The sequence below is a fragment of the Thermoflavifilum thermophilum genome (genome assembly GCF_900116565.1).
GTDB lineage: Bacteria > Bacteroidota > Bacteroidia > Chitinophagales > Chitinophagaceae > Thermoflavifilum > Thermoflavifilum thermophilum.
Window position 1 is genome coordinate 13,521 of sequence record NZ_FPCJ01000001.1, and the last position, 16,030, is coordinate 29,550.

Consider the following 16,030-nt stretch of genomic DNA (forward strand, 5'->3'; position numbering starts at 1 on the left):
AAGGTAAAGAGAATATCCGAAACTGCAATTTTTGTGTGTCCTTTACCATTTCACCTGCAGGTATGCATCTCCGGGGCTGGTAAACTCCAGATAAGGGCTTTGGCGCACCCACCGGAGTTGAGCAGGCACTTGTCGCTCATTTACAAACGCTTTGGCACGGCCCACCGCTTCATGGGGCAACCAGATCCTTGCTTTTACCCGCCTGGCATCTCCGCTCAGGTGAATTTCAATTGAATGGCGTTTGGCATCATATAGCCAATCATAATCAAAAGTTTTACCTGAAGCAGGGTAAGCCACCCGCACAGTTGCCTGCTTTAAACCTGTGGCCATCCATCGGGGCGAAAGCTCAACTTGCTGAAACAAGCATGAATCATCTACCACGCCAGCCAACCCTTCAATCAATGCGCTCACCACTGCCCCTTGTGCCCATGCATCGGGCATACCCCCATCGGGCGTGCCATCAGGCTTATAAATGGCATACAAATAATTGTTGTGCCTGGCACTCAGTGCGATTAACCGATTCAGAATATCAACCCCATAATTTTCATACCCATGCTGAAAAGCAGCTCTGGCAAGTTCGCCTCCTACAACCGTAAGTATACCACCATTTACGTATGTGCCAGGCTTAACCCCTGCATATTCCGGTGCATAAGCTGGGTATATGCCAAACCATTCGGCAATGCAAGAATCTTTTATACGTTGATACAAATTTTGATAAGTTTGGATAATACTCTCAGCCATTGCTTCTGTAGGCAACCCTCTGTTGATATCATAGGCATTGGAAAGGCTCAGGGTATGTGATTCATCCATGTGCAAATAAGCGGGCACAGGATCATCGGGTACAAAATGCTTGTAATATTGGCCATTCCAGCAATAAGTATTAGCTCTTGCTTGAAGCAATTCGGCCTGCAATTGCCAGATGCGTGCCTCGGCACTATTTCCAATTACTGCATACAGTGCCGATAGTTTTCGAAAAGCATCGAAATATCCGCTGTTGTCTCCATGCATAATGCCCATAGGTGTGGTATCACACACATTCATGATCCCCTGCGAAGGATCTCCGAATCGCCGATGAAATTCGTCGATAGGCATGGGCAAGGCCTGAAAATCCCAGGTGTCAATGGTATATCCTCGCTTTACCAACTGATATTTTTTTGACCAGCGTATGGGATCAGTTAAGATTTCTTCCATGGCTTTGCGCAAAACAGGTAAGTATTGTTTTACAAATGAAGTATCACCGGTGGCCTGCCAGATGTGATACACTCCTTGTACGGCAAGATATTCTACATCTGCTTCTACAGGTAACCTGTGCATTTGCAGCTTTTCTCTGGGAAATACTTTCGTGTATTTGCGATCAAAGAAATTTAAGCGGTTGTTTACAGCATCGTCGATGGGGTAAACGTAGTCATAGAAAAAACCCTGCGGTGTTTGCTGATCCAAAAACAACTGCACACCCGATCGTACCCCGGGTGCAAAGTATTTCATTGCCTGTAACACATAGACATGATCGCGAAGCCATGAAACAAATAGCTGATAGTTTTTCCCATCAATGGTATAGGTTTCAGGAGGCGAATCCTTTCCCATCATCCCTACAAGCTGTTGAAGGAATTCACCGTATTTTCCTGTATTTGAACCAAACTGGGTTTGACCTATACCCATAAGAGGGATGATCAACATAATCCCTATTAGATACCGATACATAATTGTTTTTTTTGAAGTCAATAAACTTAAATTGTTTGAAAAAGTTATTGATACCTAGTTCCCTCACCTGGTTTTGGAAAATGAGCCTTTGCATCGTCCACCACCAATATCCAATCCTGACCGTAACCACTCGTAGGTGGTGTGAAAACCATCTGTTCCTTTTTGCGGATATGGCTAATTTCATTTGCTTCACCGTTACGCGGATTATACCACCAGCACCTGATATGTTTCCCTTTGATTGCAGATAATTTTATGGTAAATCCTCTTCCTGTGGGGCTATACACCATCAAATAACTGCCATTCGTATCTCTTGTAGCAACAATATGATCGGCACCGCTGTAGCTATCGCTTACCAGCACATCCTGTGCGGGAATACGAGTCAGAAAAGGCCTGGATAACATTAACTTCTTTACTAATGCCGCCTGAAATGAACCCGGCAAGTCGAGTGCCTCATACCAATATCTTTGCGGGTGATTGATGCCTTCATGAGCGGGCGAATAAAATTGCCAGATATCATGACATCCGTATGTAATCCCAAATGAACCAGAAAACAAATCCCAATAAAACTTCTTCCTTACATCAACGGCTGTGGAAAAACCATATTTATCCGGTTGAAAACAAATGGGATGATCTTCATATAAGGACTCTCCGTCTAACACCGGTTTAACAGGTGTAAGTTGATAATCATACATCACCTGTTGATACACAGGGTCATCTTTGCAATGGCCTGTCTGAAGCATGTTAAAATCAAGCCATGCATCTTTATGAAACCATGCAGCAGATCCTCCCGCATCATTGGGTTGTGGATGATAACTCATCAAACAACTGTCTGCATTGCCTACCCCATCTTCAATACCTCGTGCCATTGCACGCCAGATTGACATCTCCCGCTCATTGCGTGGATTTCTGTCTCCTCCAAGTATCCAGATGATATTCCATTGATTACGATATCGTTTACCCAAAAAATATCCATATGCATAAGCATTTTGTGGATTAAAGATCTCCGGACCAATGCCCCATTGATCTTTATAAATTTTATCACCCCATGTGGGTAATATAGCCATGTATAAACCTCTTTTAGCTGCTTGCTGAATCACCCAATCCACATCCTGAAAATAAGCTTCATTGGGTTGAGTAGGATCATCATGCAAAAACGGTACATGTCCTTCTGCATTGGGCATGTGCAAACCATCCAGCTCTGCTAATATCACAGCCTGAATAACGGTAAAACCTTTTTGGGCCCGATTATCCAAATACAACAAACATGAATCACGATTCAATCGATGAAACAATTCCCATGCTGTATCGCCTAACCAGAAAAAAGGTGTCCCATCTGCATAAACCAAATAGCGATGATTGTCTGATACATGCAACCGCTGAGCTTTCACAATAGATTGAGAATAAGTGACTGAATCAACTAAAATGCAATGAAAAAAAACAAAGAATAACAAAATACCTGCTTTAATGTTAATCATAGTTTGGAGATTTTTTAGGTTATTCATCAAAATTTCATTAATAAGTTTAATAATTTACGATCGAGCTGGTATCCATACCAGTTTTCATACACTACATCAGTACGTCCTGAATTAAGCACGCCAAAATCACCTATGAAATTCCACAATGCGTACCCAATTCCTGCCGCAGTGAGAATATCCAGTACATCATGAAACCATCGTAAAAAAACATCGTGTGGTGTTTTATGCCAGCAGCCGCATTCACCGCAGTGTACACCAATGCCTTTTTGTGCAAGTTGAATCCAGGGCTGATAATATTTTTCCAGTGAATGCCGATCGAAATATTGATTTCCTATTTGTCCGGGCCATACAGGTACAGGCATGTGTTCCGGATCTTTATTGGCCCAGGGTGCTTTGTAATGCGATATGGCGTGCGGATAATATCCCCTGCAACTTTGTGCCACATGCAAATCTTCAAGTTCGGGAATCACATCGTTGCCCACGTTATTCCCATCTGCTATAATGATACGCTTTGGATTTTCTTTCCAAATAACCTCAGCAGCCCCTTTCAAAATTTTTCGATACAGTACTCCAGAAACAGCTGTGGCTGGTGAATGTTGATCGTTCATGTTTTCACGCATCGCGGGTTCATTGATTAAATCAAAACTTACCTGCTGGGCCGACTTATCCCTGAATTGCCGGGCCCACATTTGCCAATGAAAATAGAATGCCTCTTGTGCTGCTTTATCTTTCCAAAGATTAAAAGGTTCATGAAAACCCGCATTGATGCAATATCCCGGTGCCCTATGAAGATTTATACTGACATGCAAACCATATTGATTGGCTTTATCTACCAAGCGAACAATTTCGGCTATAGCCTGTTGATTGATGTGATATACATCTTCTGGTGTAATAGGTTTTGTGCGATCTATTTGCAAATAATAGGGATAAGCAATCGGCAGTCGTATAAAATCAAATCCCCAGTCGCGCATCCATTTCAAATGCTCATCCGTTGTGTGTTGTGCGCGATGTGAAGGATCTGGCGAAAAAAAATCAAGTAAATTAAATCCCCGCCAACGAGGTAGGGGATTCATTTTTGAAACTACATCTGAAAAATAACCTGGAACTACCTTTGCAGCGATAATAGCCATGCTGAATTGTGCAATAAAATTTCTTCTTTTCATGATATCAATTTTTTAAGGGTATGGAATCGGGCAATGCAAATGCCACATACGCATCGCCTGAAGGAGTATTTAATTTTCCTCCACCACAAGCTATTACCACATATTCTTTTCCATTACAGCTGTAGATGGCAGGCGTGGCAAAACCCGGCGCAGGCAAATTGGCCTGCCATAAAAGCTTACCCGTGCGTTTGTGAAAAGCACGAATCTTCCCGTCGGGGGTAGCTGCAATAAACAACAAACCTCCAGCAGTAACTACAGCTCCGCCATAATTTTCTGCTCCTGTTAAGGTATCCTTATCATGCATGTAGGGATAATAACCCAGCGGGATTTGCCATTTGATTTGTCCGGTTTGCAAATCATAAGCCGTGAGTTGGCCCCAGGGCGGTGGAATGGCCGGCCAGCCTTCCGGACTTAAAAATTTGGTGTAACCATTGATGGTATATGGCAAATTCCAATATGGATCAATTTGTGTATCAGCTGCCACATAAGGTTTAGTTTGCAATGAGGGAATGTTTAAAATAAAACTGGCAATAGCACGCTTTTGATCTGCACGGAGTCGGCTAAAAGAAGGCATCATCCTTCGGCCGCTGTTGAGTAAGGCATAAAACTGAGTGGTATCATATTTCCGGTTTACCTGCAGCAGGGAAGGATAATTTTGTCCGCCTTTTCGATCAGCTCCGTGGCAGCTCATGCAATACTGCTGATAAAGCTGTTTCCCAGCATCCAGATAGGTGCGATGGCTATACTTGGTTTGGGTTGGTTGCAATGGAATCATTTGAATGATCCATGCCATGCGATTGCTGTTCACATACAGCCAATGCGTTTCAGGATCATACGCAGCCCCGCCCCACTCTGCCCCACCATCCATGCCGCCGGGCAAGAGCACAATGCCTCGCAGCGAAGGCGGTGCAAACAGTTGAGGGGAATCCAGTTGCTTCCATTTCTGGAGAACTGCTTCACGGGAGGCTTCCGGTAAAAATGGATTGACGGCATACCGCCGAAGTTGTTGCATTCCAAAAGGTGCAGGAGCTACAGGAACAGGCTGCGTGGGCGATAATACTTCGCCCTCCAGATCAGATTGATGGGGCACCGGTATTTCGCGGATAGGATATAAAGATTGGCCGTTCACCCGGTCAAACAAAAACAAATACCCTCTCTTCGTGGGTTGCGCAAGCGCATCTATCGTTTTTCCATTTCTTTTCACACTCACCAATGTGGGCGGAGTGGGCAAATCTCCATCCCATACATCATGATGAGTGGTTTGATAATACCACAAGAGCTTGCCGGTAGCCGCATCCAGAGCCAAGATGCAATCAGCAAACAAATTGTTTCCCAATCGCTTGCCTCCATAAAAATCAAAAGATGCTGAGCCCAGCGAAGCATATACGATGCCTCGCTTTTCATCCATGGAAAAGCCCGACCACGCGTTGGCACCTCCAATATGTTTCCAGGCATTCGGATCTTGCCAGCTGTCGTAGCCTACTTCACCCGGATAGGGTATGGTATGAAAAATCCATTTGATCTGGCCTGTTCGCACATCATAAGCCCGAATATGTCCGGGAGCAGCAGCCGGACCTTCATCTACCCGACTTCCCATAATCAACAAATCACAATAAATGATGCCGGGTGAAGTGGCTGTTACAAACAAATCCGAGACATCACGCCCCAATCCCTCGTGTAAATCCACCCGTCCATGATGACCAAAAGTTGGGATAGGCTTACCCGTTTTTGCATCCAGTGCATATAAATAAGAACCGGCAGCAAAAAATATTCTTTCATCACCTCGATGATCGGTCCAATACGCAAGGCCTCTATTGATATTTAAAATGAAAAATGATTTTTTATCAGCAGGCAAACTATCCAATGGATTGAACATCCATTTTAGCTTCCCAGTACAAGCATCCAGGGCAAATACTTTCAATTGTGGCGATGTGCCGTAGAGTGTGCCGTTTACCACGACAGGATTACATTCTATTTGTGAATGATTGGCCGTGTCGGCGTCACCAGTATGAAAAATCCAAGCCACTCGCAATTGTTGCACATTTTGGGTATCAATCTGTGAGAGAGGGCTATAATGAGCATTGTCTTTACTGCCGTGATATACGGGCCAGTCCTGATTTTGCTGCTTTACACCATGACAGGCGCAAACAAAGCATATCAAAGCAACCCAACAACCCATAAAAAAATGAGGTGTATGCCGCATATACGTGTTTATCATCCTCATGAAATTAATGAGCAATCAAGATAAAAAACTATTCTTCTTTTTTTGATTGGCCATGGGTTTTCAACCATTTGTAATCAATCAGATGAATATTTAGCTTATCCATCGTATTTTTTACTTGCGGATTGGTAAACAGGTCAGTAACTCCCTGGCGATCTTCTGCTACATTAGCGTATCCCTTCATATAGACAGCCTGCATCTCGCCGTCGTCAAACGAAGGATGATCAACAAACAGATAGATACCAGGCTGTAGTTGTTGAATCATCCGAATAAAGCTATGTATTTTTTCTGAAGTCGAACGATGAGGTCCTGCATAGTTCACGGGTTGTACAGCAGACATATCCACATATAACCCATGCAAATTTGCGAGGCTATCAATAACATGTTGCACTGCAGGATTCATCTCATTACATCCCATATGATAACTCACATGAGAAAGCTGCGGAATAGCCTGTTGGGCAACTGTAATCTGGCGATCGAGCTCACGAACTATTTCACCTATCTTCCAGGAATGTGTGATTAACGCTCTTGAAGAATCATAATATTTGTTTGGCCAAATTACAGGGAAAAAATAGCCGGCAGAATCAGTTAAACTGGTTGCGCAGGTTAGTGGGCGCCACTTGATATTGTCCCACTCACTTGTTAATGCCAAATGAACACCCACATCCAAATCCGGATGCATGCGCAGCATTCGTGCAGCTTCGGGGAACCAAGGAGCCGGCACGATTACTTCCACACTTTTCATCCAACCTTTTTCATACGCTTCCATGCAAGCCAAGTTGGAAGTATGGGTAATGCCCATGTCATCGCCCCTCACCAACAAGTAAACAGATTGTTTGGTTTGTGCACTAACAAACAATTTTGTGTACATAATACAACAAATCATCATGAAAAATATCCTGCTGCAAAGTAAAAAAGAACGATAAAAGTAAATATGCATGGCTTAAAAATTTGAAAATAATATTTTACCTGTTTCTGAGTCCAGAATAGTTGTAGATAGAGGTGAAAGATTGATATTTACCATTCTGCCATTTTTAAGAAAAATAGTTTGCTGACCTCCAATTTTCGTGTGTATGACCAGTAAACCATTACCTGCGTAAAAGATATCGTTACCAGATTTGTTGTAGAAATGCACACCTGCTTTTTGAAAAATATATTGCATCAGCCTGACATCATCAAACGGCATAGCAATGTACCAGGAAGTAAAGTCATTAAAATGCTTTACAGCAAATGCAGTCCGGTCTGTATGCACATAACAACCTAATGATTCAGCTCCATGATCATCTACATAAAAAGCAGGATCAAGAGGTGTTTCCCATACTGAAAGTTGGAGGTCTGGAATAATCGAAGAATCAATCTGAATCATTACTGGCCTATCATTTTTTATTTCTTCAACATGCATGCGTACTACATCTGAGATCAGGCTGTCAGAAAGATGTGCACCATTGCAATATCCCGGTGCATAAACCCATAGCACATGTCGATGGTTTTTTCTACATAGTCACGAATAAATTGTTTTTGTTTATCGTTAAGTACAAAAGTATTCACGAATATAACCACCTTGTATGGAGTAAGATCAAGAAGAGGTAAATCGTCAATGTGTATTGCATCGTGAACTGCACCGCTTCTGAAAACGGCCAGGGGTAACCAATTATCCGCAAAATGGGTTAAAAAAGTCTGCTTTTTGTCACTTCCGATGTAATAAAAAGTGCGCGTGTCAAAAACCAGCAATACATCTGCATCGCTGTGATAGGATTTTTGATATTGCTGGTCTGCAAATTTTTTGAAATTCCCAATCAGCTTCATCAGGTAAGGATCGTCCCACCATCCGGTCACTCCATGGTTTATCAATCTGGGCCCACCATTAAACCCCGATGGTCCGAAATCATAAAACCAGAAGCCCATGCCTTTTGTCAAAGTAAATGATATGTTGCGAAGTGTAGTGGCCGTAGCTTCTCTGACACTTTGCATATAGACAGAGTCTTTCCAGCTAAGCAGATGAGGTTGATCATCCATTTCATCGAGCCACAGTTTATGGTGTAAAAGGCAGGACAAAATCAGGCTCCTCGATCGATACGGATCACCTGCTGCTTCAGCATTTGGATAATAGGTTCTTGGCCCGGCAAGAAAATCAATGTAAGGTGAACTTAAAACCCGTTCAACAGCAAGATGTCCACCTGCCGCTTCCCTTCCAAATACAGCAAAAAAGTATCCATAAAACGCGCCGGTAATAATAGGACGTGGCCAGTTTTCTTTTACAATTTTACAGAAATACAAAATATCATCTGCAACAACATCGTGTTGTGCCTCATAATAGTCAATTACTTTTCGCTCCAGTTGAGGATTACGGAAAATACCTGCTGTCGTATGTTTGCGTTCATATAAGCCAGGAACCGTAGCCAGATCAAAATCAATATTGGGATCATGCCATGCAGATCTTAAATTTTCCACATCATGGTACTTATTCCTAAGCCAGTTCTGAAAATATCTTTTCATTGACATGCTGGTATCAGGTTCATGATTAATGAACCCCCAGTAATGCCATTCTCCATATATGCCACATGCTATCTGAATCCCAATCAATGCATTACCTTCGGGCGTGTTGGCGAGTAAATGCAACATTTGTTTTAATTTATTTCCTGCCTCCTTTTTCCATGTTTCTGATGCGAGGCTAAATCGGGTGGGTGCTTCCACATCATCTTCAATAATACGTTGCATGCCCCAATTATAATCAGGCTGAGGTTTAATATCTGCATACAGTGTATTTTCAAGAGGATGTTCGGCAATCCACCATTTGGGCGCATTTACATGAAAACGAAGCATTATGGCAGCCCTAGGACAAACAGACAAGACTCCTCTGATTTGCCTTTTCAAAGTATCTATGGAAAATGTGCCATCCTTTTTCCACAAGTGATCAAAAAAAACATCAACCTGAAATATCCGGACGCCTTGTTCACAAAATGACTGAATAGTATGCCTGGGGATCTCGTACCATGTCCACCGTCCACCCGGTACATCAGGAAGTGCATAAATCATCGGATAAACAGGATGACCATTTATCCAGATAGCGGGTTTACCCTGAAACATGCTTACTTTGGCACTGAGTGGCTGGGCACAAGTGAGTCTTGAATAACCAAGCAAACAAAGTACAAATATCCAGGGTTTGGTCAGCAAAATAATTTTCCAACAGCTATTAAACATCATAATCTTTCTGGTAACATCTTTGATAATTTGTTTGTGCATGCCGGATATAATTCAGTTTAATATGTGCCATATAATGTGGTTACACTTGATGCTGGCAATAGAATTGCCTTTGATGAAGGAATCATACCAATAGAATCAAATTTTGTATTTGCATTGGTTAGGTATTGAACAAACTGCTGTGGTAATCCATTACCGCTGAGTTGCACTGCCTGATCTGCCCCATCGTTGATCAAAATCACTGTGATATGCCTACCTTGCGGATCTTTAAACACAAGAGGATAAATGTGCGTGCTGGTATCTGCTGATATACCCGCACGTATGTATCCCGGTCTGACAAACTTGTAAAAGTTTTTAGACACAAAATACCTTAAGCTCTTATTGCCATTTACATCCATAAGGCTATATGAATCAATTTGAGAAGTACTTATTGTCCAGAATAACCAGGCAGAAATATTCCCAAATCGAAATGCTGTGTACATTGCTTTCGCCAGACTCATTGCACCGTTCCAGTCGTTTGAAAAACCAGATGTTTCTGTCATCCAAAGCGGAATACCATAGGGGGCACCCCAGCTATACATTGTTTGCCAGGTTTGTGCATCCGGAGAATTGGCGGTCACACCGTCAAATGCGTATCCATGTACTGCAATGGCACCAACATAGGGCAGAGTAGCAGGGTCTTGCAGGGATGGCATTACCATGCCTTTGATCCCATCGAGCCAACCAATATCTTCAGGAATAAATAATTTTGTTTGATAACCCCTTTGCTGAAAAGTATCACCCACTATCTTTAATAAATTATGTAGGGCTTCTCCATCATACACACACGACTCATACCATTCCGAGAAGCGAGGCTCGTTTTGAATACTTAATGCATATAGGTCAATGCCATGTTCCTTTAACACCTGGACATATACAGCGCACATATGTGCAAAGTCATCATACATATCCAGCCGTAATTCGTTATCATCTGGTCCCGGATTAGGATTATATTTTGGGGCGGAGGCCTGATTCCCGGTGCCATTGTCAATACGACCATTTGACTTCATCCATGCCGGCGGGCTCCACACCGATGCGATAATCTTCACGCCAGCCTGCTGCATAGCCTGCAGAAAAGGAAAATATGTTTTCAGTGGCTGGCGCCCTGCAGCCTGTGTGTCAATATTGAAATAACCAGGATGAAGCTCAAAATTATAGGGCAGATCCACCCGAATCATAGATAAGCCCAAGTCATTCAACAAATCATTTATATATCGTTGATCAGCAAATGGACCATCAGTCCAAGTTTGATTTTGCATGCCAAAGCCTCCGAGACCCTCAATTGTCTGAAAATGCTGACTCAAATCAATGTTTATCTGTGAGACTTGCGTGCTAATCTGTACCGCATAGACTGATGAAGTAGCCTGTCCATCAGATACTTTAACCTGAACAGTATAATTTTTCCCTGCTTCAAAATGATGTGTAACTACAGGTCCATCATGTGTCGAGCCCCCATCTCCAAAGTCCCACAAATAAGTTAATGACTGCAAGTCTGGATCAGTAGCCGTAGCGGTGAATTGAAAAGTAAAAGCCGGACTGTCGAGAAGCAATGTGGTTTTTACCTCTTGTACAGTAGGTGGACGATTGGGTGATGAAGAATTTTTCTTGCAACCTGCACAACAAAACGGAATCAGAAAAGTTAGAATTAAAATGTTTTTCATGGTTTTGAGATTAAAATATTGGACGGTTTTAAAATGAAAAGGGCTTCCTAGACAGGACGCCCGTTCTTGCTTAACTCCTTACGATTATGTAAAACATTAATACCCACTGGCATACTTGATGAGTATGTTTTGATATGAAGATCATATTATCTTTCATGCTTATCTTATGAATCTTCATTTTAATTTCAATGATTGCATCACCATTGTGATCTTCCCCAGAAATCAATCCACCCTCTCCATTTCGAAGCCAAAGAAACACCTTCACCAGGATGATTTTTCAAACCCCATGGCCCACCATAAAAACAATATTGCATAACAGGTCCCTCAACATAACGATTCAGCATGGTGAGGTACTGTACATACAATTGCTCTTGTTGAGGATCGCGAGTTAAGGTTAAATTATTATCGGGGTAATTATCGGCCCCGGCTTCATAGCATATTAACCGGATATTTGTATTATCAAGACTATTTTTAGCCCATATCATCATCTGTTCATCCTGAGAAATTGCATTTTGTTCTTCAGTCATAGACTGACCTCCCATGTAGGGCGCCATAGCATAGGCATCTATGGTTATGCCATAGGGATTAATTTTTACATTTCGTAATGCAGCTAAATCTCCCACAACCATGTGGTTGTAATCATATCCATCCCAGTGATAAGCTACCTGACCCGAAATGACTTTTACCAGCCTGTTGCTATCGACTCCAAATACATCTTTGAATATTTTAAACACTCGTGAGGATGCATATACGTCATACTTCCTCCACGGATCACAATATGCTCCCACATCTACAGTATCCAGGCCAAGAGCTTTTGCTTGCTGATTTGCATAAACCGTTGTTGCAAATCCCCAATTCCAAACTTCATTACCCCACTCTACATAAACTTTTAAATTTGAATTTAACTGATTCTTAATCAAAGTGGCTAATTGTCTAACATAATCATCACTTGCAGCTACCGGAATATTAATCCAATAATCTGCCCCTATGCGATTGCATAAATCAATCTGCCATTCATAGGCAACCCCGTAACTGGTCGTCCCATTCCACTCAAGATTATGCGTATTGGTCGATGGATCATAATGATCCACAAAACACGGAATCAGATTGTCTTGATTGTAATGATTGGCGGTTTTCGGAATCCTCTGACTCCAATTTACCACACACGACGTATTGGTGGCATTCCAGTCCATAAAACGCAGGCATTTTATTTTCGCCTGTTGTAGCTCACTAATTAATGTCGGATTCCATGGATTGGTCGTTGTAGCCCAATCCACACCCGATTGAAAGAAATCCTGCCATCCTTCCCACCCTATGTTCCAAAAGTTTGCACCCGGTGTCATAACTGCTGTTGAAGGTGGCTGGCTTCCACTATTTGAGAACAATTGTGATTGGGGAATGATTTGTGTGCTTTGTCCGGGGTAGCTCCATTGTAATTTTACAACAGCACCGCCCTGATTTTCATAGTATTCCAGTACTATATCATATTTCTGGCCAGCAGTAAGACTTATTGGATTCGAAGTATTTGTGGTAGGTGGATGATCTGTCCAATTATCAATAAGTAAGGAACTGTTTACCCATAAGCGAACACCATCATCAGACACTGTACTGAAGGTATAGCTACCCGTTACTGGAGCCAAGACTTGTCCCGTCCATCGAACAGAAAACAAATCCGTATTCTGACCTTGAGCATATGAACCATTTCCCCAGTTAAAATTAATCGTTGAATCCACTCTTGTTATAGCAGGCGATCCAGAAAGTGTTTTGTTATTGAAATAGCTACCTTTTAGCCCATCTCCAGAATTGGAACCAATGGTTTGTGATGAAAGAGTAAGGGTACCAAATCCTTGCGGATATCTCCAGTTATCACCATTTCCGGCCCACATAAGCTGGCTATCTCTGCTCCCTCCATTGTCGTCATCATCGTTGCCCACATCAAATCCAATTTGCAGCCCGGCTGAAGGTGTAATACCCAGATTACTCCAGGGGATCGCCAACTCTACCGCATATCCACCATTGATAGCGGACCAAGCATGTTGCACACCATTCGTATTATTATGTTGTTCCCAAAGTGTAGAGGATTGATAGGCCTGTATAAACTGTCGGTCATAACTATCATAGCTCATCCCTCCATTGTGATTTCCGTCAATATAAATTTCTACAGCATCATCATCCCACGGATTTGGAGAATCATGATACAGACTTCCATCAAGTACTTTTGCTGCAACATACAGGTAATTGTTATCCCAGCATACTGCATAAGAAACCGTATTGTTGGAGCCACCTATGATGGATTTATTTACAGCATAATTAAACTGCCATACGGATTCATTCGGGTTGCCATCGATTACAATCGTTGATAAAGTTTTATTCGCACTTGCCGAATTATTGGTAACCGTCAAAACCAGCTCAGGTTTATTTGTGTTATTTTGCCGAGAGTAAAAACTTGTCCATGTATCTAAATTTGTTGTAATACCAAAAGAAACAATCTTATTGCCCGACATTTTTGATTGTACGTATGAGGTAACATCAATCTCAATATATCCTTGACTGCCCGAAACCGATTTTGAAGTAATCAATGTACCGATGTCGGGTAAAGTAGTCCCTTCACTCCAGTTATCTGTAGTTGTGGTGTTGACATTCAAAGTATATGGATTACCCCCATACACCTGATAAATCCGTAACTTTGCCTGTACAACATTTGCTGAAATATTGCTTATATCAAACTTCAAAAACATGTGACACCACTTGCTGGCATTCAATGTACTATTTGTTCCACTGCTGTTATCACTTTGGCTATCAGTATCAGCAGTAGGATTTAAAGTTTGGCCATGTGCATAAAACGAGCCTATAATCATATACAGGACTAACATGTACAAGACATAAAGGCGATGGTGAACATACCGTTTCATTGGTAAAAAATTTTTAGTTATATGCTAAAATTTTTCAGTACTTTTAATATGGCTTTGAAAGAGAGGAAGCCTCTTAGACAAGAAGCTTCGGAGTTGTTCACTACTTACACAGATGTACACTTTTAATAACCTGGATTTTGCACAATATTGGGATTCACATCCACTTCACTGGAGGGAATGGGGAAATTTAAATGTTTAGGTGACTGAAACGACATTGCATCGGGTATAGCTGAACTGAAATAAGCATTGTTTAAAGTAATTATCCCTCCGAGAGCCCATCTCCGCAGGTCCCACCAGCGTTGCCCTTCACCAGCTAACTCTATTAATCTCTCGTTCATGATCCATTGCATGATCTGATTTTTGTCGGTTATCAAATCATTATAATTCGCTGGCTGCCCGGTATTGCTCATGTTTCGTGCACGGGTGCGCACTTCATTAATCAAGTCAATTGCATCTTTTGTGGAACCACCCGATTGCAAGATGGCTTCTGCCTTAAGCAAAAGCACATCAGCATAGCGTAAAATACGCGGATTATTAGCAGATCCCACTCCACTCTGGGTTAACTTATCCGGATTGACATACTTCAGGATAGCCCGATGATTGAATACATCTCCTTTTGTGGTGTCAATGGTTAGGGGCAAGCGAGGATCTCCCGGATCAAAAGCATATAAAAGCTTGTTCGTAGCAATCCACGGCGCATTTCCAAATTGTGCAAAACTATTGCTATAAAAACCCCAGTATGCTGACATAGAGCCAACGGGATTATCAAAGTCATTGGGTAACCATACATTATCAAATCCATAGGGCTGACTGGCCTGAAACTCAAACAATGATTCGGCATTATTTTCTGCATTGGGTGAGAAATTATCTGCGAAATTGGGAACCAAATGGGTGACAGATTCATCAATTTTATCAAATGCCTGAATAGCCGCTTGAAAATCTGCTGTGCTTTTATTCACCGTTGCCCGAAATACCAAACACTTACCCAACAACCCGTATGCCGCATTGGCAGTAGCCCTCCCACGATTTGCTGCATCCCATTGCTTGGGAAGTAAAGCTGCTGCTTCTCCAAGATCTTGAATTGCCTGATCTAATAATTCTGTTCCTTTGGAACTGGGTGGATAAATCTGATCAGTAGTGGTTACCCGCACTGTATCGAGTGGCGCTGTGCCAAATACATTCCAGAGATAATAATACATCAATGCACGCAGAAAGAGTGCTTCTCCATAATTGTATTTTTTCAGATTCTCGTCTTGATAAATGCCGGGTTTTACTTCACGAATTTTTTCCAGCACCACATTAGCCCGTGCAATGAGCTGATAGCAAGCGGTATAAAAATAATTCAAAGTACCATCACTGGGCTGAATGCTACCAAAAATTTCATAAGCATTGCTTTGTGATGTGGTGATATCATCTCCCGGAAGATACCAGACTGGCGTGGCAAAATTCAAGGCATTGTAATTATACAAATCACTCAGCTTAGCATACACACCATAAACTGCTTTCTGAAACTCATCCTGAGTAGAAAAATAATCCTGTTCCGTTGCCCCAAAAGGTTCTACGTTTAGCTTACTTTCATTGCAACTCCATGATGTGGCCACCACCAATAGCGAAGTTGTTATGATAATCCATTGCTTTGATTTCATGACAGGAAAAT

General features: G+C 42.1%; 10 protein-coding genes. All 10 read right to left on the minus strand.

The window, feature by feature from the left end; genetic code table 11:
• Window positions 1–42: 42 nt before the first annotated feature.
• The 10 genes from BM367_RS00070 to BM367_RS00115 all read right to left on the minus strand — a co-directional run bounded on the left by BM367_RS00070 (window position 43) and on the right by BM367_RS00115 (window position 16,019).
• On the minus strand, window positions 43–1,701 hold the full coding sequence (locus tag BM367_RS00070) for a glucosidase family protein (protein WP_222842536.1): 1,659 nt from the start codon (window positions 1,699–1,701) through the stop codon (window positions 43–45).
• 44 nt (window positions 1,702–1,745) lie between these two features.
• Window positions 1,746–3,176, minus strand: a complete 1,431-nt coding sequence (locus BM367_RS00075) for a glycoside hydrolase family 140 protein (RefSeq protein ID WP_092455986.1) — start codon at window positions 3,174–3,176, stop codon at window positions 1,746–1,748.
• Window positions 3,177–3,202: 26 nt separating this feature from the next.
• Window positions 3,203–4,339, minus strand: a complete 1,137-nt coding sequence (locus BM367_RS00080) for a glycoside hydrolase family 5 protein (protein ID WP_092455988.1) — start codon at window positions 4,337–4,339, stop codon at window positions 3,203–3,205.
• A gap of 4 nt (window positions 4,340–4,343) precedes the next feature.
• Window positions 4,344–6,557: an outer membrane protein assembly factor BamB family protein gene (locus BM367_RS00085; protein WP_177224040.1), complete on the minus strand. Its 2,214-nt coding sequence runs from the start codon at window positions 6,555–6,557 to the stop codon at window positions 4,344–4,346.
• Window positions 6,558–6,591: 34 nt separating this feature from the next.
• Window positions 6,592–7,431 carry a ChbG/HpnK family deacetylase gene (locus BM367_RS00090; protein WP_177224041.1) on the minus strand — a complete coding sequence of 280 codons (840 nt, stop codon included), beginning with the start codon at window positions 7,429–7,431 and terminating at the stop codon, window positions 6,592–6,594.
• A 72-nt stretch (window positions 7,432–7,503) separates the two neighbouring features.
• A complete protein-coding gene (locus tag BM367_RS00095; RefSeq protein ID WP_143103906.1) occupies window positions 7,504–8,037 on the minus strand; it encodes a hypothetical protein in 534 nt (177 codons plus the stop codon).
• On the minus strand, window positions 7,980–9,803 hold the full coding sequence (locus tag BM367_RS00100) for an alpha-amylase family protein (RefSeq protein ID WP_092456000.1): 1,824 nt from the start codon (window positions 9,801–9,803) through the stop codon (window positions 7,980–7,982). The genes BM367_RS00095 and BM367_RS00100 overlap by 58 nt, the downstream gene beginning before the upstream one ends.
• A gap of 17 nt (window positions 9,804–9,820) precedes the next feature.
• The gene (locus BM367_RS00105; protein ID WP_092456003.1) at window positions 9,821–11,461 is read right to left on the minus strand and encodes a PKD domain-containing protein; all 1,641 of its coding nucleotides are present in this window, start codon (window positions 11,459–11,461) and stop codon (window positions 9,821–9,823) included.
• Window positions 11,462–11,658: 197 nt separating this feature from the next.
• Window positions 11,659–14,373 (minus strand): PA14 domain-containing protein, encoded by a 2,715-nt coding sequence (locus tag BM367_RS00110; protein WP_092456006.1) that lies wholly within the window; start codon window positions 14,371–14,373, stop codon window positions 11,659–11,661.
• Between the two features lie 122 nt (window positions 14,374–14,495).
• Window positions 14,496–16,019, minus strand: a complete 1,524-nt coding sequence (locus BM367_RS00115) for a RagB/SusD family nutrient uptake outer membrane protein (RefSeq protein ID WP_092456009.1) — start codon at window positions 16,017–16,019, stop codon at window positions 14,496–14,498.
• Window positions 16,020–16,030: the final 11 nt, after the last annotated feature.

Excerpts from the sequence above, each read along its gene's own strand:
- BM367_RS00070 (WP_222842536.1), bottom strand. The coding sequence starts at position 1,701 with ATGTATCGGTATCTAATAGGGATTATGTTGATCATCCCTCTTATGGGT.
- BM367_RS00075 (WP_092455986.1), bottom strand. The coding sequence starts at position 3,176 with ATGATTAACATTAAAGCAGGTATTTTGTTATTCTTTGTTTTTTTTCAT.
- BM367_RS00080 (WP_092455988.1), bottom strand. The coding sequence starts at position 4,339 with ATGAAAAGAAGAAATTTTATTGCACAATTCAGCATGGCTATTATCGCT.
- BM367_RS00085 (WP_177224040.1), bottom strand. The coding sequence starts at position 6,557 with ATGATAAACACGTATATGCGGCATACACCTCATTTTTTTATGGGTTGT.
- BM367_RS00090 (WP_177224041.1), bottom strand. The coding sequence starts at position 7,431 with ATGTACACAAAATTGTTTGTTAGTGCACAAACCAAACAATCTGTTTAC.
- BM367_RS00100 (WP_092456000.1), bottom strand. The coding sequence starts at position 9,803 with ATGCACAAACAAATTATCAAAGATGTTACCAGAAAGATTATGATGTTT.
- BM367_RS00105 (WP_092456003.1), bottom strand. The coding sequence starts at position 11,461 with ATGAAAAACATTTTAATTCTAACTTTTCTGATTCCGTTTTGTTGTGCA.
- BM367_RS00110 (WP_092456006.1), bottom strand. The coding sequence starts at position 14,373 with ATGAAACGGTATGTTCACCATCGCCTTTATGTCTTGTACATGTTAGTC.
- BM367_RS00115 (WP_092456009.1), bottom strand. The coding sequence starts at position 16,019 with ATGAAATCAAAGCAATGGATTATCATAACAACTTCGCTATTGGTGGTG.